The 18,562-nt window shown below is 38.7% G+C and carries 14 protein-coding genes; 5 read left to right on the plus strand and 9 right to left on the minus strand.

What is annotated here, in order from left to right:
- Nucleotides 1–9: 9 nt before the first annotated feature.
- The 4 genes from I6E72_RS17300 to I6E72_RS17315 are packed head-to-tail and all read right to left on the minus strand — an operon-like array spanning nt 10 to nt 4,239.
- A complete protein-coding gene (locus I6E72_RS17300) occupies nt 10–1,530 on the minus strand; it encodes a tripartite tricarboxylate transporter permease (protein WP_008136529.1) in 1,521 nt (506 codons plus the stop codon).
- 3 nt (nt 1,531–1,533) lie between these two features.
- Entirely contained in the window at nt 1,534–2,001 is a 468-nt protein-coding gene (locus I6E72_RS17305; protein ID WP_197113374.1) for a tripartite tricarboxylate transporter TctB family protein, read from the minus strand.
- 13 nt (nt 2,002–2,014) lie between these two features.
- Nucleotides 2,015–2,986: a Bug family tripartite tricarboxylate transporter substrate binding protein gene (locus tag I6E72_RS17310; protein ID WP_008136527.1), complete on the minus strand. Its 972-nt coding sequence runs from the start codon at nt 2,984–2,986 to the stop codon at nt 2,015–2,017.
- Between the two features lie 11 nt (nt 2,987–2,997).
- The gene (locus I6E72_RS17315; protein ID WP_101163938.1) at nt 2,998–4,239 is read right to left on the minus strand and encodes an OprO/OprP family phosphate-selective porin; all 1,242 of its coding nucleotides are present in this window, start codon (nt 4,237–4,239) and stop codon (nt 2,998–3,000) included.
- Nucleotides 4,240–4,738: 499 nt separating this feature from the next.
- Here I6E72_RS17315 and I6E72_RS17320 point away from each other — a divergent pair, with 499 nt between their 5' ends.
- Entirely contained in the window at nt 4,739–7,717 is a 2,979-nt protein-coding gene (locus I6E72_RS17320) for a DUF3857 domain-containing transglutaminase family protein (protein WP_197113376.1), read from the plus strand.
- 657 nt (nt 7,718–8,374) lie between these two features.
- Here I6E72_RS17320 and ylqF read toward each other — a convergent pair.
- Nucleotides 8,375–9,319, minus strand: coding sequence for a ribosome biogenesis GTPase YlqF (ylqF, locus tag I6E72_RS17325; RefSeq protein WP_169061299.1), 945 nt, complete (start codon nt 9,317–9,319; stop codon nt 8,375–8,377).
- A gap of 91 nt (nt 9,320–9,410) precedes the next feature.
- Here ylqF and I6E72_RS17330 point away from each other — a divergent pair, with 91 nt between their 5' ends.
- Nucleotides 9,411–9,947 (plus strand): YaeQ family protein, encoded by a 537-nt coding sequence (locus I6E72_RS17330; protein WP_024593828.1) that lies wholly within the window; start codon nt 9,411–9,413, stop codon nt 9,945–9,947.
- A 183-nt stretch (nt 9,948–10,130) separates the two neighbouring features.
- Complete coding sequence (locus tag I6E72_RS17335; RefSeq protein WP_024599695.1) at nt 10,131–10,736, plus strand: alpha/beta fold hydrolase; 606 nt, start codon at nt 10,131–10,133, stop codon at nt 10,734–10,736.
- Here I6E72_RS17335 and I6E72_RS17340 read toward each other — a convergent pair.
- Nucleotides 10,733–10,942, minus strand: coding sequence for a hypothetical protein (locus tag I6E72_RS17340; RefSeq protein ID WP_024599694.1), 210 nt, complete (start codon nt 10,940–10,942; stop codon nt 10,733–10,735). The genes I6E72_RS17335 and I6E72_RS17340 overlap by 4 nt on opposite strands.
- A 334-nt stretch (nt 10,943–11,276) precedes the next feature.
- Between I6E72_RS17340 and I6E72_RS17345 the strand changes: the two genes are divergently transcribed.
- Nucleotides 11,277–11,750: a Dps family protein gene (locus I6E72_RS17345; protein ID WP_004334993.1), complete on the plus strand. Its 474-nt coding sequence runs from the start codon at nt 11,277–11,279 to the stop codon at nt 11,748–11,750.
- Between the two features lie 283 nt (nt 11,751–12,033).
- Here the strand turns inward: I6E72_RS17345 and I6E72_RS17350 are convergent, their stop codons facing one another.
- On the minus strand, nt 12,034–14,976 hold the full coding sequence (locus tag I6E72_RS17350) for a TonB-dependent receptor domain-containing protein (protein WP_197113378.1): 2,943 nt from the start codon (nt 14,974–14,976) through the stop codon (nt 12,034–12,036).
- 238 nt (nt 14,977–15,214) lie between these two features.
- Between I6E72_RS17350 and I6E72_RS17355 the strand changes: the two genes are divergently transcribed.
- Nucleotides 15,215–15,967, plus strand: coding sequence for a LytR/AlgR family response regulator transcription factor (locus I6E72_RS17355; protein WP_007579810.1), 753 nt, complete (start codon nt 15,215–15,217; stop codon nt 15,965–15,967).
- Between the two features lie 22 nt (nt 15,968–15,989).
- On the opposite strand, the gene I6E72_RS17360 is transcribed toward I6E72_RS17355, so the two are convergent.
- Both I6E72_RS17360 and I6E72_RS17365 read right to left on the minus strand, forming a co-directional pair.
- Entirely contained in the window at nt 15,990–16,388 is a 399-nt protein-coding gene (locus I6E72_RS17360) for a hypothetical protein (RefSeq protein ID WP_007579808.1), read from the minus strand.
- A gap of 60 nt (nt 16,389–16,448) precedes the next feature.
- Nucleotides 16,449–18,524 carry a S9 family peptidase gene (locus I6E72_RS17365; protein ID WP_197113380.1) on the minus strand — a complete coding sequence of 692 codons (2,076 nt, stop codon included), beginning with the start codon at nt 18,522–18,524 and terminating at the stop codon, nt 16,449–16,451.
- Nucleotides 18,525–18,562: the final 38 nt, after the last annotated feature.

Below are 18,562 nucleotides of genomic sequence, written 5' to 3' on the forward strand. Positions count from 1 at the left end.
CATTCTCAATCATGCATTCACTTTGTCTGCACGGCGTTGCATTAAATAATCTTTTAACGGAAACAACAGCACTAAAATTGAAATTACAAATATGCTCAATGTTAGCGGACGATCCCATAAAAAGCTTAATGAGCCATCAGAAATCATCATTGAACGACGGAAGTTTCGCTCAATCATATCTCCTAATATAAAACCTAATAATAATGGTGCCATAGGAAATGACAGTAATCGCAATACTAGCGCAACCACCGCAAATCCTACCATCATAAATAAGTCGAAGGTATTGAAGGACACTAAGTAAACACCAATTAAGCTAAAGAACAATATCATCACGGTGAGTACCGACTTAGGCATTGCTAATACTTTTGCAAAGTAAGGAATAAGCGGCAAATTTAAAATAAGCAGTACAATATTACCAAAGTACATACTTACAATAACCGCCCAAAATACACTTGGGTTTTCTTGCATAAGCATTGGACCTGGTTGAATGCCGTAAGCAATCAAAGCACCTAGCATAATTGCCGTAGTACCTGAGCCCGGAATACCAAGCGTTAACAGTGGAACAAACGATCCTGTACACGCCGCATTATTTGCCGACTCTGGCGCAGCTAAACCACGTAATGAGCCTTTACCAAACTTTTCTTTCAAACCTTTTGGCGCTAAATTTCGCTCTGTTGCATAAGCCATAAAGCTTGCAATAGTTGCACCAGCACCCGGTAACACCCCCACTATAAAACCTAAAATAGACGAGCGACCAATCACTGGTGCTATCTCTTTAATCTCGGCTTTACTTAACTTGGTTGAACCTATTTGCGGTGTGTCTGAGTCATTAATGTTTTTAGCATCTTTTTTCTCTGGTTTTACAACATTTACAAGCGCCTCGGCTAATGCAAACGTTGCCATAGCAACCAGTAAAAAGCTTATTCCGTCGAGTAAATCAGGTTGCCCAAAGGTAAATCGGTCAGTCCCTGATGATGGATCAATACCAACCGTTGCTAGCATCAAGCCAAACACAGTCATCATCATTGCTTTTAAAAATTGCCCTTTATTTGAAAATGCTGCAATAGCTGTTAAGCCTAAAAACATCAACACAACATAATCAGGGGATTGAAAACTCAATGACACTTTTGCTAATAAAGGTGCAGCTACCATTAATAATATGGCGCCAATCGTTCCGCCTATAAAGGAGGAATAAGCAGCAATTGCCAATGCTTTACCTGCGTGCCCTTGTTTAGCAAGCGGGTAGCCATCAAAGGAGGAAGCTACCGTACCCGCCACGCCAGGCGCATTAATTAAAATAGATGACGTAGAGCCACCAAAAATAGCGCCGTAATAAACACCCGCCATTAAAATCATGCCCGAATCGGCGCCAATGCTGTAAGTAATTGGGATCATCAAGGCAATTGCGGTAATTGGCCCCAATCCTGGTAACATACCTATAAAAGTACCTACCAAGCAGCCAGCTATAACGTACATTAAATTATTAAAGTCGAGCACGGTCGACAAACCAAGCATAATTCCATCAAACATAACTTAACTCCACAAATCGCCCGGAACCAAGTAAATACCTAATACTTGAGTCATCAAAAACCAAAAAACCACCGCAACCGGTATCGATGCAAATAGCAAAATTCCCTTACGTCTTTCGCCCATCACAAAAAAGCCCGCAAGCAAAAACGCACTAGTAGAAATTAAAAAACCAATTGGCTCCAGTGCCCCGCTATAAATTACCATTAATATTAATAAACCAAAGGTGCGCAGTACGTGTGACTTTTCAAGAACATCATCAGTATTAGTTTTCTCTCTTGGTTTAAGCAATGTTGAACCAATAGAAAGTAAGCACACCACAATACCAAACCCGGCATATACTTTAGGAAGTGTCGCTGAGGTAACCGTTTCGTATTCTTCAAACGGTAGTAGCGGAATTTGCCATGCAACCACAGCGTATAAAGTAAATAGCGCCAAGAATAAACTTGGCCCTATTAATTCTCGATTCGTCATTTTAAAACCTCGATTACGGCAATGTGCGGATAAAGCCAAGCTCTTCCATTACAGCTCTAAGCTGCACTTCTTGTGCTTCTAGTGACTTAATAAACTCATCTTTTTCTTGAAAAAGATTTAGCCAACCGTTACGAGCTCGTACAGCTTCCCACTCAGGTGTACTTTGCAACTCACGTAGTTTTTTTGTGTACTGTGCTAACTTTTCAGCGGGTAAATTAGGCGCAGCAAAAAGACCACGCCAATTAACAAATTCCATATCGTAACCTAGTGACTTAAGTGTGGGTATTTTTGGGTAATCAGGTAAGGGCTCACCCGATGTAACCGCTAAAATACGTGCTTGACCACCGTTAGCTACTTCAAGCGCTTCACTTAAGCCAGTAGAAAGTAAATTCACTTCGCCTGAAAGCAACCCAGCCTTAGCTTTACCGCCTGCATCGTAAGGAATATAACGTAGGCGTCGACCATCTATACCCGCAGCTTTAACTGCTTGAGCCGCCACTAAGTGATCCATACTGCCGCGAGCAGAACCGCCCGCTACTTTTACCGAACTTGGATCTTCTTTTATTGATTTAATAACATCCTCCCAAGTTTTAAATGGAGAATCGTTACGCACTACAAACGCGCCATAATCTGCAATCATACTGGCTACAGGTGTTAAATCGCGATAGCTATAAGGAATTCGGCCACTTAACGCGCGCAATACGATAGGCGTTGAGTTAACCATTAAAATATCGCCCTTTTTAGTGCCCGACTCAATTAAATACGCAATAGCACGACCGCCTCCACCACCAGACATATTTTGAAAAGATGCATTATTTTCAATGCCTGACTTAACTAAACCTTCGCCTATACCACGGGCTGTTGTATCCCAACCACCACCAGGTCCGCCAGGGATTAAAAAGTGAGTGTCGGCCATTGCCATTGGGCTGCTAAGTACTAATGATGCTGCAAGTATGGTCGTTTGTAATGATTTAAATAATTTCATTGTGTGTCCCTTTAAAATAAATACTGCATACGTGCACTAAAGCCCATACCAGAGTCTTCGTCGCCAACCAGCGCAGTAGTACCGGCACCTTCTACATCGCTGTAAATTAGATTACCCATAAACTTAATATCACTACTTACGTAATAAGATGTACCTAATGTATAAGTTGTCGCTTTTGTGCCTTGTAAGCTACTTGTAGCATCTACTTCTGAAACACGTGCCACCAACTCCCATGCATCTTTAATATTTTTAGGTTGTACAAATAATGCAGAGCTCGCTTTGTATTGGCGCTGTTCTCCACCTAAAAAGTAACTTGCCGATACATGAAAACCATCAAAGCGCTCGCCATCTAAAAAATCAGCACTATTAGCGGCATCAAGTGAGCGGCTTGCATATTCAGCCTCAAGTGTTAAAGAATCCGCCTGATAAGCAAACTCAAGACCGGTTTGCGATAAACTATCAAGTGGGCTTGTTACACCACCAGCAGCATAATCAACAAGGCGAGTATTAGTCTCGCGCACTTCACCACGCGCAAAACGTGCGCCTAATTCATTGCCACCCATATCGCGATATGAATGCCACACGCCTAAATGAATTACATCGCCAGGTGATGTACTCGACCATGTAGCACGCCCAGTAATAGCAAGAGTAAGCTTATCGTTTTCATCGCTACCTGTTGCACCAAATGCATCATTTTTATAAACGCCTATCGCGTAACGAAAGCCAGAGTCTTTAAAATATTGATAGGCAGAAGCGCCCCAACGAAAAAATGGGGAGAAAGTATTGGCAAGCGAACTACGCTCAATTGTATTAATGTGCTTTGAACTGGTTAATGCATTTAGCGATATATCTTCGCGAATTTTACCTGCTTTAACTTTAAGTCCGTTATCAAACGCATAACGAACACGCGCCATCACTATTTCAGCAGTGCCTTCGGCAAACTCGAGTAACAACTTGTGATCCCAATTTCCGTGCTCACTTTCAACGTAAGTACGAATACGACGAGGGAAAAAATTGCTCCCGCCAGAGCCCTCGTTATCAGCATTGTAAGCACCATCAAAATAGTTGTAGTCGAGCTGAACCCGTCCACCAAACTCTAAATTAAAACCACTGGTTGTTTTTAATGCACTTACTTCTTTTTGTAACGCATCTAATTGCTCTTGTAGTTTTTGCGTATCGTTATCGGCTAAAACGGATGTACTTGCTAATGCTGCAGCAACTGCCAAAGCGAGTTGTGTGTTACTTGCTTTCATTATTTTCTCCACGCTTGTGTATGTATTTATTGTCAGGTAGATAAGCGACGACAAACTGCTATCTAACTCGCAGCTTATTGTTAACGTGAAATTAACTAAATATTTAGAAGGTAAGGTGCATTGATGATCGTTATATGCTTTTTGCTCATAAAGTTCATGAACAAAAAGAGCAAAAACAGTTACTGTTATATTTTGATTTATAAACACTTTTAAAGGTTTGAATGATTACCGTACGAATAAATAGATAGGATTTTTGCAGCTCTAATAAAGCCCACAATAAAGTAGGCTTAGCTAATTATGATTTAGCAATACAACTAGAAAATCATTTTAGGAACATTTGAGGGGGGTTAAGCGTTTCGCACTTACCATAGCAGTTTATTTATATACTATTAATTAACTGCTCAACAATGAATTTGTTAACATCACATTGTCAAAAAAGCCTGAATTTGGTACATTATTCCTTCAATAGTATTTATAAAAACAACTATAAGACCCTACAATGAAATGGAACTTCCTTCGACTCAGCTCTTGGCTAATTGCACTTACCTTATTAATTTTCTCTCATAATATTTTTGCGCAGCAATATAAAATAGATAAACCAGCTAATTGGGTTAATACACATATTATTGAGCAACCCAAGCATTCCGACATAACCAAGGTACGTGACGGCACACTTTATTTGTTACTCGATAACCAATCCTATATACCGAGCAGACAAAAACAGCAACGCTATACGCGTTTGGTTATGAAAGCTTTAAATCAAAGTGGTGTTGATTATATAAGCCAGCTTAATCTTGATTTTGATCCAAGTTACGAGTCGCTAACACTAAATAGCTTAACGATTATTAGAAATAATGAGCGTATTGATAAGCTTGGTAGTGCGAGAATGACGGTTATACAAGGTGAATCTGAGTTAGCTGATCGTATTTATAATGGTAGCTTATCACTCAATATTATTATTGATGATATGCGCAGTGGCGACATACTCGATTACAGCTACACAGTGACAGGTAGCAACCCTATATATGCTAATAAATTTAGTACAAGGCGCACGCTTAACTGGTCGGTACCCGTAGTGCAACAAAATATGCGTGTACTTTGGGGTAAACAAACGCCTTTACATATTAATACAATAAACGGCGCAGCTGATATTCAAGAAACACTTAACAAATATGGCAAAGATTATTCTATAACTCTTTTTGAAGAACCTTTACTGGAGCAAAATTCTCAAACCCCAACGTGGTACGACCCGTATACACAAGTTTACTTTTCTGAGTTTGACGATTGGGGTCAGGTAGTTAACTGGGCATATCCGCTTTATCAATCAGCCATAGAAACCCCAGACAGCATTTTGGATGTAGCTGAAGAAATAAAAGCTAAACACACAAAAACATCAGATAAAATTGCTGCGGCACTGCGCTTTAGCCAAGACGAAGTTAGATATTTAGGGCTTGAAATGGGCACTAACTCGCATCAACCAACGTCAGCTTCAGAAACGCTTTCGCTACGATACGGCGATTGCAAAGATAAAACAGTACTGCTTATTTCGTTATTAAAAGCGATGGATATAGAAGCCTTTCCTGCGCTAGTTGATACGAAGGAAACCAAACGTTTAAAAGAACTTCCACCTTCTGCAAGTGTGTTTAATCACGTAATTGTTACGCTTAAACAAAACGGAAAACGCTACTGGCTCGATCCTACGATTAGCTACCAACGAGGTACTCTTGAATATTTAGCACAGCCTGATTATGGCTATGCCCTAATTATTGATAAAGGTGAAACCGCTTTAACTTCAATGGCGCAAAAACCTCTACATACAAATGTATCTATAGAAGATAACTTTTTTATTGCTGAAAAAGTATCTGAGCCATCACGTTTTGAAACTCAATACACTTATGCTGAATTTGAAGCAATTAACCGAAGAAGCAATATAGCCAGCAGTGGTCTAAATAGCGTTGCTAAATCTTACTTCGAGTATTACCAAGGCTTTTTAAATGGCTTATCAATCAATGAAGCAATGGCAATTAGTGAGCAAGAGCAAACGGGTAAACTAATAACCAAAGAATCGTATTTAATTAATGAATTTTGGGAAAAAACAGACGAAGGCTACGAAGCTAGTTTTTATGCGAATGAAATACAAAATAGCGTTTACGAACCAAAGCAGGTAAATCGTACCGACCCACTTTACTTTGACTACCCCAATATAATTAACACCACAATAAAACTACATTTTGCAGAAAAAGGTTGGGGATTTGATAGCGATCAACAAGAAATTGATAACGACTACTTCAACCTAAAAACAACTACTGAATTTAATGATAATGTTTTAACACTGAGTTATGACTATTACGCAAAACAAGATCATATTAAAGCCGCTCAAATAGATGATTATTTAGCACAGCGTAAAAAGTTAATATCAGCAACCCATTACCCTATTCTAAAATACGCGGAAACGACCGAAACGCCTCAAACAACAGCTGATGTGCTAGATAGCTTTGGTTATAGTTGGCTTAAATATGTGTTGGCTGGCTATATTTTAGTACTCATATTCTTTTTCGCCGATTGGCGATTAGAGTCAGCAAAAAAAGTGAAATTTGAAGATAGTCCATTTTATGCAGTATCTGTAAGTAAGTTTATTATTTACAGTATTTTAAGTTTAGGCATATTTGTTAACTACTGGAGTTATCGTAACTTTAAAGCCATTAAAGAGCGCGATAACTCAAGTATTATGCCTATTGCTCGAGGTATATTTGCATTTTTATGGTATTACCCTTTGTATCTCGCACTTGCAGAGCACAGCCAACAACAGTTAAACAAAAATAGAGTAATGCCTAACTGGACTGCCTTAACACTCTGGCTAATGGTACTTGCCAGCGCCTTTGCTTATCGAATGGACGAATACGCAACCATAGTGATTTGTATAATGCCATTTTTATGGTTGCCTCTAGTTAGTTACATTGAACAAACCGATACAAGTAAAGAAGCCCTACATTACAACTCGTACTGGCGAATTAGACAGTATTTAATCTCGCTTGCGTTTGCACCTCTATTATTTTTAGGCGTACTTCAAGAAGTAAATATTTTACCCAATGCCGCAATTATAAAAGGCGATAGTTTATGGTCTTACCAAGTACACTTTTTAAAACGTAATCGCCTAACACCTGAAAACGAAGAAATACTTTATTTTTATAGCGATGCAGTATTTGATTACCGAGAAGACGGTAACGGAATAACCGAGAACTATATTTTTAGTTACTACAAAAACGATGACGGCAGGCTTGAATCGGATCTTAGTCACTTTAAAGACATAGAAAAAATAGAAACCACCTACGGTAAAACCAAACTTGATAACACAAGCATTAAAGTAATAAAAACTGACGGTAGTGATTTCTTGCTCATTGTAGGGCGTCTAAACAAGCAGGATAAAGTACTAGTGGAGCAGATTAATTTACGTATAACAGCAAATAAAGTGCGTTAGTGGCTTAAAATATCCAATTAAGTACGAATATTTTTAGCCACTAATTAAAGGCTGTTGATCTTTGGGGGTTAAGATTTTATAAGAGACTATTTTATTTGATATCAAAGCAGTCGCTGTCTTGGAAGGCGATAAAATCATTCCTAGCTTGAATTTATTTTAACTTCGAAAGATTAATACTTTTATAATAAAAATTCATATCAAATTATTCAATAAGCATTAAACATCTATTCTTAATTGTTTAACCAAGATAAGCATTTTTATGAAATGGCAGTGCTAACTAGCCGATTTATATATGAATAAAAAACAAGTGCCACAATAATAAGAATCATTTGCATTTAGGTGTTGACAGATAGTTAGATCTAACTGATAATCAATATCAACAAGACGGATTGCATACCACTTGTTAAGGAATGAATTGATTTGTTTCTCGACCCTGAAACAACGTGTGGCGCACGTAAACAGCTATGGTTACTTGTTATGAACCGCAACGCCCCTTGATGTTGATGATGAGTAACCGCCCTACTATTTTACTTGCTACATTGCTCATATCGGTGACGGTAGATATGAAACTAAAAAAGCCCTTACGGGCTTTTTTTATGTCTGTAATTTAGTAAAACTAAATCTCTTTAATTAAATAACCTGAACTCTGGTTAAATATTAACGACGGTTTTTACGAGCTCGCGCTCGGCGTTGAAGCTTTTCTTCTTCTTTAGCTGCTTTTTTAGCTTCTGCAGCGGCGCGTAAACCAGCAACCATTACTTCTTCTTCCTCACGCATTTGCGGAGTTTCCATAGTAATACGGCCAATAATACCGTCGCGTAATTCGTTGATTAGTATTTCAGACATTTTATATGTGTCTATTTGATTACCACCACGAATACAGCCGCGTTTTTTACCTGCCATTTCAACAAACTCCCAGTCACTTTCAGGCAGTTCGGTAATTTTATAACGCGCTTTTAAAAGCTCAGGGTATGCACGCAATAAGTACTCAGCGGTGTAACTTGCTACTTCTTCATACTCAAGCGCCGTATCACGAATGGCACCGGTAGCGCCTAAGCGATAACCTGAGTTTTCATTCTCTACTTTTGGCCAAAGCATACCTGGCGTATCGTAAAGCATAATACCGTCTTCAAGCTTAATGCGTTGTTGTGCTTTGGTTACCGCAGGTTCATTACCTGTTTTTGCAACTATACGTCCAGCCAGTACATTAATTAACGTAGATTTACCCACGTTAGGAATACCCATTATCATGGCTTTAATTTGCTTATCTGCACCCACTTTATGCGGCACTAACTTTTTACAAAGCTCATTTATACGACTTACTTCAGCTGCTTTATCATGTCCAAAAGAAATCGCTTTAACACCATTTTCTTGTTCAAAATAATCTTTCCAGATTTGAGTCATTTTAGGATCAGCTAAATCAGCTTTGTTCAAAATTTTGATGACCGGCTTGCCTTCACGCAAGGTTGCCACCATCGGGTTTTCACTACTGTAGGGAATGCGCGCATCAAGCACTTCAATGATCACATCCATTTGTGGCATTATTTCTTTAATTTCATTGCGGGCTTTATTCATATGCCCAGGGAACCACTGGATAGCCATTTTTAACTCCTAACGTATAATTAACCGCTATTTTAACTGGCAATTCATTTAATTGCGCTATACTGACGCAAATTTTTTCAGATTAGTTGTTATGGCTCTTAAATCCACCATTATGAAAGTGCAGTTATCGCTTAGCGATATGGACCGCCACGTTTATCAAGATTTTAATTTAACCTTGGCTCAACACCCATCAGAGACCGATCAACGGTTGATGATTCGCTTACTCGCTTTTGCGCTAAATAGCTGTGATGGTTTAGAATTTACTAAAGGATTAAGCGCTGATGATGAGCCTGAACTGTGGCATGTAAGCTATAGTGAAGAGATAGAGCTGTGGGTTGAGCTTGGCTTACCAGATGAAAAACGCCTTAAAAAAGCCTGTAATAAATCTAAAAAAGTAGTGCTATATACTTATGGTGAAAACAATCAAGCAATTTGGTGGCAAAAACATCAACCTAAATTGTATGAATTTAAAAATCTAAGTATTTTTAGCCTTGATTATGCAGCAACACAAGCACTTGCTGCTTTAGTTGATCGTGGAATTAAGCTCGCCATTACCATTCAAGATGGTGAAGTATGGGTAAATACCGATACAACCAATATTGAAATAAAACCGCTACAGTTAATGTAATTACGGTAGTTATACCAATTGCATTAAATTAGTTATCTATTATAGCGACAAATAAATAAGTCGATAACAAGGTGAAAATTATGACATATAGTTGTTCTATATAAATAATTTTTAACGCAGGTAGCGGATTATTTAATACGCTAGAATGATCATGTTTTTAATAAAATTGGTATTAGGGAGCATATGAAAGTTAAACACGTTATTGTTTTACATGGCTTGTATATGTCTGGCTTTGTTATGCGCCCACTTTGTTCACGGCTTGAAGAATCGGGGATGACAGTATTAAACATTACCTATAATACGCTCGACCCTCACCGCGATACCATATTTGCACAAATTGATGAGTGTATTTCTAACGAGCCTGCAGCGCTTGTATGCCACTCTATGGGAGGGCTGATTGCACGTGCTTACCTAGAGGCAAACTCCCCTGCTAGCCAGAATGTTACGAAGGTAATTACGCTTGGTACTCCACACAAAGGCAGCCATATTGCGCAAAAGATGAAGCAAAAAGGGTTTGAATCATTTTTAAAAAATAGTGTTGAATTTTTACTTACTAAAAATGGTAATTGGCCTTTTAAAGCTAAGCTTTACAGTATTGCAGGCGATTTACCTATTGGGCTTATGCCCTTAATAGTTAAAGGTAGCCAGTCAGATGGCACTGTATTACTAGATGAAACCAAACTTAAAGGTATGGCCGAACATAAAGTGTTTCATTTAAGCCATACCAGTATGATTTACTCGCGCCAAGTACTCGATTACATTTTAAAGTGCTTAAACGAAAGCGATTAATCCTCAGCATTGGCTGCTATTTTATAACTAATTAAAAATACTACTGCTAATATAAGCGGAATCGGCGCCGCAATGTAGCCAAAAACATCCGAATTCGCAAAACTCGCACCTGCTAAGTGGGCTACTAACCCTAATACAAATGCGATGACTGCAAGACCTACCACTATTAACTCCGCTTTATTTTGTTTCGCTGTTTTTGCATGCATGTTATCTCTCCTAATTATTTCGACACACTTATTATGCGCCGTTAGGGTGGATGATTTTTGACCTGCATCAATAAAAAAATAGCTAAATTATCGCCTTGAATAAAGTTTGTTTTAGATCATAATTTATACTTATTTAGAGTTTATTTACTTTTAAGGGGTGGTATTTTTATTAATCAGACCCATTTCTATTAATAGTTAAAGGTGCGTATTGGTATCAAAAGCAGTTAATAGGTTAAAGCTATTAACTAGATATATTTAAACGATTTTACTAAACAATAAAAATCCGCGATACTTATCACAAGTTCACAAACAAACGGTTATTCAGGAGCAAGTTATGTCACATGTAAACGCAATTGGTCTAAACAGTGCAAAAAGCGAAGACATCATAAAGTCACTCAATACATTATTGAGTAGCTACCAGATTCAATACATGAACGCGCGTGGCTTTCACTGGAACATTAAAGGCCGTAACTTTTTTGAACTACACGTTAAATTTGAAGAAATTTATAACTTACTACTTCTAAAAGTAGACGAAGTTGCAGAACGTATTTTAACGTTAGATGGTGCGCCTCTACATGCATTTTCTGATTACCTTGAAGTAAGTAAAATTAAAGAAGCTAAAGGTATTAGTGATGGCGTTACAGCCGTAGAAAACCTACTTGCTGGTTACAGCACATTAATTCACATGCAGCGTGATATTTTAAGCCAAGCTGGTGATGCAGACGATGAAGGTACAGCCTCACTAATGAGCGATTACATCTCAGAGCAAGAAAAATTGGTTTGGATGCTAAAGGCTTACTTAGACTAAACCAGCAAAAAAAAGCCCTCAATGAAGAGGGCCACAAATAGGGATAAATCGTTAAATAATCAAGCGATTCGGTTACTATATTAGTCTCCCCCCAATACTAAACAACGCCCCTGTTACCAGTGGCGTTGTTTTTGGTTTAAGTGGGCACAATGCTCATATATTGGGATAAACAATGTGTAAGTATTACTGCTCTTATTATTTTTTCCAATAAAAAAGCCCCAGCGATACTGAGGCTTTGTGAACGTAACTAATTAAGTAACTATATTAGTGTCGTTATTGTTGGTTAGAATTTACTTCTAAAACCTATGTAGAATGATTGACCAATTGGGTCGTACGTACCAGCATCAGTTTCAGTACCAGTACTTGAACCGCTCACACCCGATAAAATGCGCGGTGGCTCTTTATCAAATAAGTTACTTGCACCAGCGTAAAGCTCTGTTGAATCGCTGATATGGTAACTTGCTTGAACATCATGATACGTTACTGAACCAATCCCTACTCCACCTGGAGCAATACCAAAACCACTTAAGAATTGATCATCAAAGTCTGCAGCGCCAATGTAAGTTAAGCTCCAGTTAAAATCAAAGTCGTTAAGTTTATAACCAAAGTTCCAGTTAGCTTTATGCTCTGATGCACCAATTTCTCCAGCAAACTCATCTTTATCAGCGCCTGGAAGTGGAATGCTATAACCATCGATTAGGTAAGTATAAGCAAGGCGAGTTCTAAACGCACCTGGACCAATATCAGTAGAGTACGTTAGTGTTAAATCAACACCTTCTGTACCTAAACCACCACTGTTAGATACACCACTGTCGATAAATTCTAGTGAACCAGCACTATTATTACCTGATGGCGCACTACGACGAGTTACAAAGTCACAAAAGCTTGTATCGCCGCCGCCATAACATTGGTCAAGAATAAACTGACGAGGTGTAGATACTATTGCATCTGTAATTTCGATATCAAAGTAATCAAGCGTAATGTCTAGTCCTGAAATTAGGTTTTCTGGTGTAAATACTAAACCTACTGTTACAGAGTCACCAACTTCTTCTTTTAAATCTTGGTTACCACGGTTAAAGCCACTAATGCCTTGTAAGTCAGACTGGTTAAGCGTGAACTCACCATTTGAAGCGATATTAGTTGTAACACCACCATCTGTTCGACAAGCATCACCAGCAGCACCACCGCCACTATTAGTAACACCTAAACATGGATCGTTTAAGCCACTTGGGAAAGTTTGTGAAGGCGGAGAAAATAGTTCATCGATATTTGGAGCACGTGTTGAACGAGCACGAGTAGCACGTAAACGTAAGCTATCCATTACTTCCCAATCAACACCCACATTCCAACTTTCAGTGCTACCTACAGTTGAATAGTCAGATAAACGAACTGCTGCATTCATCGTTACAGTATCAAGTACTGGGATGTTTGCTTCTACATAGTACTCTGTTACGTCAAACGAGCCTTCTGTTGCTGGGATTGCATTACCCGCATTAAGACCTGCTTGCTGTAGTGCATCAAATTCACTGCGTGAAAATTCTTCGCGGTATTCAAAACCAGCTGCAATACCTACCGTACCTGCTGGTAAATCAAATAAATCACCTGAAATATTACCACCAATGATTTCTTGCTCAACCGACGTTGAAAGTGAGCTAGGTGCACTTACAAAATCAATAGCACCTTGCGATAACGAATTAAAACCATAAATGTCTACTGGTGCACAATTAAAGCCACGTGCTGTCGCATCGATACAGATAGCCTCATCAGTAATACCATCACCATCTAAATCTTGGCTATCGATCACAGCTTCTAAACCTTGACGGAAGCTTTGTACATTAACTAGACCGCCTGAAACTTGTTGCTCTTTTGTTTTACCGTATACATAGTAAGTATCGTAAAACCAACCATCGGCTATTTCACCTTGAAAACCAAGTGCTAAACGGAATGTATCACGCTCTGCTCGTGCTCCACGATTACCGATATCACTTAAACGTTTTGCAAAGAAGATATCTCGTGCGCCATCACCATCGGTATCGGTTGCTGCGTTATATATATCGTCTGGAACAAACGCGTTACGTAAAAGCTCACCGTTTACATTAAATTCAATTGGTACCTGGCCATTTGCATAAATGTCGTCAGAGGCAAAAGGAAATGGCTCTAATTCAGAAACGGTTGTTGTTGCAGCGTAAGTGCCTTCATAAAAAAAGCTATGCTTGTCGCTTAACTCGTAGCTACCATTTGAGGCGAATAAGTAACGCTCTGTAGGTATTGCTATTGTACGTACACCGCTTCGGTTAAAACCATTTGCAGCTACGCCATCGCCGCCATTAGTACTAAATGAGTTTTGTAGGTTGTTTGCATCATTAAATGTAAATGTTTCATCCCCAGCGCTAAAACGACCTTGTGGTGGAAATGAAGATAAAAACGGGCTTACTGCATCAAATACAGAACCTGGATTTGCTACTGGATCATCTTCGAAGAAAATACCTGAAAATTGGTCTACCGCTGAGCGATCACGGTCACGTGAGAAAACAGCGCCTTGATCGGAGTAACCAAGGTGAAACATTGCGTGTCCTTTACCATCTGAGCTTGATAAGCCTGAGGTAAAGTTAAATTGGCGTGACTCATCATCACCTTCACTCGATTCACCGTACTGACCATCAAACTCAACGCCTTCAAAGTCATCTTTTAAAACAAAGTTAACTACACCAGCAACAGCGTCAGAGCCATAAACAGATGAAGCACCACCTGTCATAATTTCAACACGTTCAATAAATTGGCTCGGAATAGTGTTTAAATCGACAGCAGAGCTACCTGGTACACCTGATACATAACGACGACCGTTAACTAATACCAATGTACGGTTAGAACCTAAATTACGTAAATCTACAGTCGCAACACCTGCACTCGCTGTACTAAAGTTTGAGTTAGTACGACTGATTGCCGGTGAACCAAATGCTGGATTATCTAGTAGTAAATCTTGAATATTTAATGAACCAGATGCGTCGATTGCTGTGCTATCTACAACTTGAATAGGCGCTGATGACATCGCCTCAGCTGAACGAATGCGAGAGCCTGTAACTTGTACACGTTCTATTTTAGTAATTTCGTCATCTTCTGCAGCCACACCTTGAAATGAAATGCTTGCAAGTATCGCGCTGCTTAGCGCAACTGTTAACGACGATTTTTTAAATAATCGCGCGCTACCTTTGTTAGTTAATGTCATATAATTCCCCTGAATTGTTATTTTTGTAACTAAATAGTTACTTCGCGGATTACAGTAAGGGGATTTATTTAAACACTCTACGTACGTTATTTATTAGGCGTAATCTTTGGTATGAATAGCTAGTTTGATGGGACGAATTAGTACGTCACAATTATTTTATAAATATATTGTACTTTTCATAACAGTTTTTCCGCTAAGCACGGTCTTTATTATTATATACAGCAAGAGATATAAAATAATGGTCGCTTCTTTTCATGCATTAACTTTTGTTAGTAACACTAAGTTTGCAACATTTTTAACAAAGCGCGTGCAAGAGCACCGACACTTTGAATCTCAATCTTTTATTCAGGCAAACAGATTAGATCAGATAGATACAGATCAATACAACGTACTGTTTTACGAACTAACTAATCTGGCAGACCCTATGCAAATAGTGCATTTAACAGAGCTAGCTAAAAAGCTTAAGTTAGTCATTATTGCCCAGTCGGGTCATTTTGCGAGTTTTGCTTTTGAAGTTGGCGCTGTTGATTTTTTAATAGTAGATTCAACTGCACCACGTATTGATAAATGCTTTGATAAACTAATTCACCTTTGCCCGATTGCAAGCGCGGCCGAACGTCAATATCAACAAAGCACACAAACCGAAAAACCATCATCACATATCGTAGTTAAAGATGTAGGTAAGGTAAGGCTAATTGATATAAAAGATATTATTTGGATTAATGGTGCGGGCAATTATGTAGAGCTCCATTTTACCCAAGGTAGTACACCGGTATTACACCGCGAAACCATGAAAAATATTGAACAGCAGCTAGAGCCAGAAGGGTTTATTCGTATTCATCGCTCAACGCTGGTAAGAAAACAAGCTATCTGCGAACTAATGCCTACTGACAGTGGCGATTATAAAGTCAGACTTAAAAACGATATGTGCTTAAACCTTTCAAGGCGCTATAAAGGGTGTTTAGAGAGTATTATAAGCCCTCTTCAGTAGCGGTTTATAATACTCATATTAATTACCAGTTCTGTTTTATATAACTATCACTTGGATGCACTAATAAATAGCTTTCGGTATCTTTATAAAAATTAACTTCTACATCGCTATTTTTCCATACTTTTTCAAACATGTTTTTAGCTATGATATTAATGTTTATATAGTCAACTCGTTGATAGCCACGTTCTTTTACACCCGCAAAATAGGCCTCTAACGAATCAAGACTATCTAAAGTTAACAGTTCAAACTCTTTTAAGTTAACAATCACAAACTTAATCGTATTTTCAGGGTGAGTGCTCAATTCTTGAATAACACCATTAGTTAATGATGTTATACCTTCATTGTTAAAGCTCCCCTTCAATTTTAAATACATATGAGGGGGCTGTGAACAAATCTGAAATTCGCCATGTGCTCCAAACATAAATTACCTTATATATATCAACTTCTATATATAGAGTAATACAATTTTCCGATTTTGCAGTTAATTTAACAGCGCAATAAAAAAGGCCATTTCGAGAGCTTTTTCTTCTAAGCTTTTAAAACGACCTGATGCACCGCCATGACCTGCATCCATATCGGTTTTAAATACTAAAATATTACTGTCTGTTTTAAGTTCACGCATTTTTGCAACCCACTTCATAGGCTCCCAATACTGTACTTGTGAGTCATGAAGACCGGTAGTAACGAGTATGTTCGGGTAGTTTTGTGCGCTAATATTGTCATAAGGTGAGTAAGCTTCAATTACATCATAAAATTGAGGCTCATTTGGATTACCCCATTCATCGTATTCATTTGTTGTGAGCGGAATACTCTCATCAAGCATTGTGGTTAATACGTCTAAAAATGGTACATGACAGCCAACACCGCAATATAACTCTGGTGCCTGGTTTACAACCGCTCCCATTAATAAGCCACCGGCACTGCCGCCTGAGGCAAACACCTTATTGCTATCACAATAACCTTGATCAACAAGCGCTTTTGTCACATCAATAAAGTCACTAAAGCTATTTTGTTTATGCTCTTTTTTACCTTGCTCATACCATTCGCGACCTAGCATTTCAGAGCCTCGAACATGCGCAATAACATAAACAAAGCCACGATCGAGCAAGCTCAGTGACGAACTAGAAAAACTAGGATCAATCGTATAGCCATAGGCGCCATAGCCGTATTGAAATAACGGATTTGTGCCATCTTTTTTAAAGCTGTCTTTTCGATAAACAACAGACACAGGTACTTTAACTCCGTCGCGAGCAGTTACCATTAATCGCTCCGACTGATAGTCATCGGCATTAAAACTACCGAGTACTTTTTGCTGTTTAAGTAGTGTTTTTTCGCCAGTTGCTAAATCAACATCATATAAAGAACCTGGTGTTGTTAAGCTTGAGTAATAAATACGCGCAGTGCGAGTGTCTGGCTCTGGGTTCATTGCTATTGCAGCATAATAACAAGGATCGGCAAACTCAAGTGCCATACGATCCCCTAACCTATTAACAACTACGAATCGAGCTTGCCCTTGCTCGCGTTCACTCAATACTAAAAAGTCATTAAATAACTCTACACCTTCAAGTAGTACATTTTCTCTGTGAGCTGTATGCTCAAACCATTGTGTTTTATCAGCAATCGTTTCGTTTGTTGCCGTCATTAATCTAAAGTTTTTAGCTTGCCAGTTAGTCACAATATAAAATGTGTCACCTAGCTTATCTACGTCAAACTCGTGGCCATCTTCACGCGGCATTAATGCTTTAAATTCGTCAGTGGGCTTATTAGCATCAAGCACCCATGTATCGTTGGTCTCTGTCGATGCTAAATCAATAATAATTAAGCCTTCGTCGCGGCTTTTACCAAGCCCCATAAAAAAGCTGCTGTCTTGCTCTTCGTAAACCATTACGTCTTGGCTTTGCTCGCTGCCAAGCTCATGCCTAAATACTTGGTATCCTAGTAGCGTTTTTAAATCTTTTTTTACGTAAAAAACAGTTTTATTGTCGTTAGCCCAAACAACCTGCCCTTCTGTATTTTCAAGTACACCAGGTAGCATTTCACCGGTCGTTAAGCTTTTAAAGCGAACATTATAAATACGACGACCTTCAGTATCTTCAGAGTAAGCCATAAGCTGCTCGCATGGGCTTAGTGCGACTTCTCCTAGCTCAAAAAACTCAAATCCCTCAGCTAATATATTCACATCGAGTAAAAGCTCTTTATTATCAGCCCTTATGCTCGTGCTTCTATAATGGCGAGAGTACTCATCATCACCACGAACTTCTGAGTGATACCAGTATTTCCCGTCTTTAACGGGTACCGAGTTATCATCTTTTACAATGCGTGCTTTTAACTCTTCAAAAAGTGTATTTTGGAGTGGCTTCATTGCAGCTAACTGTTCATCGCAATACGCATTTTCAGCATGTAAATGAGCAAGTACTTGCTCATCCTGACGATCGTCATCACGCATCCAATAGTAATTATCAGTGCGTATTTTATTATGAGTACTTAATGTATGGGCTTGCTGTTTAGCAATCGGGAAATTAGGTAATAAACTTAAAGAATAGTCAGGACGAGACACAACAAAACCAATTAAAAAAATAACGTGATTTACAGTTT

Origin of the sequence: Pseudoalteromonas sp. NSLLW24 (genome assembly GCF_015864725.1) — a bacterium.
GTDB classification, from domain to species: domain Bacteria; phylum Pseudomonadota; class Gammaproteobacteria; order Enterobacterales; family Alteromonadaceae; genus Pseudoalteromonas; species Pseudoalteromonas arctica.

Coding starts and splice junctions, on each gene's coding strand:
- I6E72_RS17300 (WP_008136529.1), bottom strand. CDS start 1,530: ATGTTTGATGGAATTATGCTTGGTTTGTCGACCGTGCTCGACTTTAAT.
- I6E72_RS17305 (WP_197113374.1), bottom strand. CDS start 2,001: ATGACGAATCGAGAATTAATAGGGCCAAGTTTATTCTTGGCGCTATTT.
- I6E72_RS17310 (WP_008136527.1), bottom strand. CDS start 2,986: ATGAAATTATTTAAATCATTACAAACGACCATACTTGCAGCATCATTA.
- I6E72_RS17315 (WP_101163938.1), bottom strand. CDS start 4,239: ATGAAAGCAAGTAACACACAACTCGCTTTGGCAGTTGCTGCAGCATTA.
- I6E72_RS17320 (WP_197113376.1), top strand. CDS start 4,739: ATGAAATGGAACTTCCTTCGACTCAGCTCTTGGCTAATTGCACTTACC.
- ylqF (WP_169061299.1), bottom strand. CDS start 9,319: ATGGCTATCCAGTGGTTCCCTGGGCATATGAATAAAGCCCGCAATGAA.
- I6E72_RS17330 (WP_024593828.1), top strand. CDS start 9,411: ATGGCTCTTAAATCCACCATTATGAAAGTGCAGTTATCGCTTAGCGAT.
- I6E72_RS17335 (WP_024599695.1), top strand. CDS start 10,131: ATGAAAGTTAAACACGTTATTGTTTTACATGGCTTGTATATGTCTGGC.
- I6E72_RS17340 (WP_024599694.1), bottom strand. CDS start 10,942: ATGCATGCAAAAACAGCGAAACAAAATAAAGCGGAGTTAATAGTGGTA.
- I6E72_RS17345 (WP_004334993.1), top strand. CDS start 11,277: ATGTCACATGTAAACGCAATTGGTCTAAACAGTGCAAAAAGCGAAGAC.
- I6E72_RS17350 (WP_197113378.1), bottom strand. CDS start 14,976: ATGACATTAACTAACAAAGGTAGCGCGCGATTATTTAAAAAATCGTCG.
- I6E72_RS17355 (WP_007579810.1), top strand. CDS start 15,215: ATGGTCGCTTCTTTTCATGCATTAACTTTTGTTAGTAACACTAAGTTT.
- I6E72_RS17360 (WP_007579808.1), bottom strand. CDS start 16,388: ATGTTTGGAGCACATGGCGAATTTCAGATTTGTTCACAGCCCCCTCAT.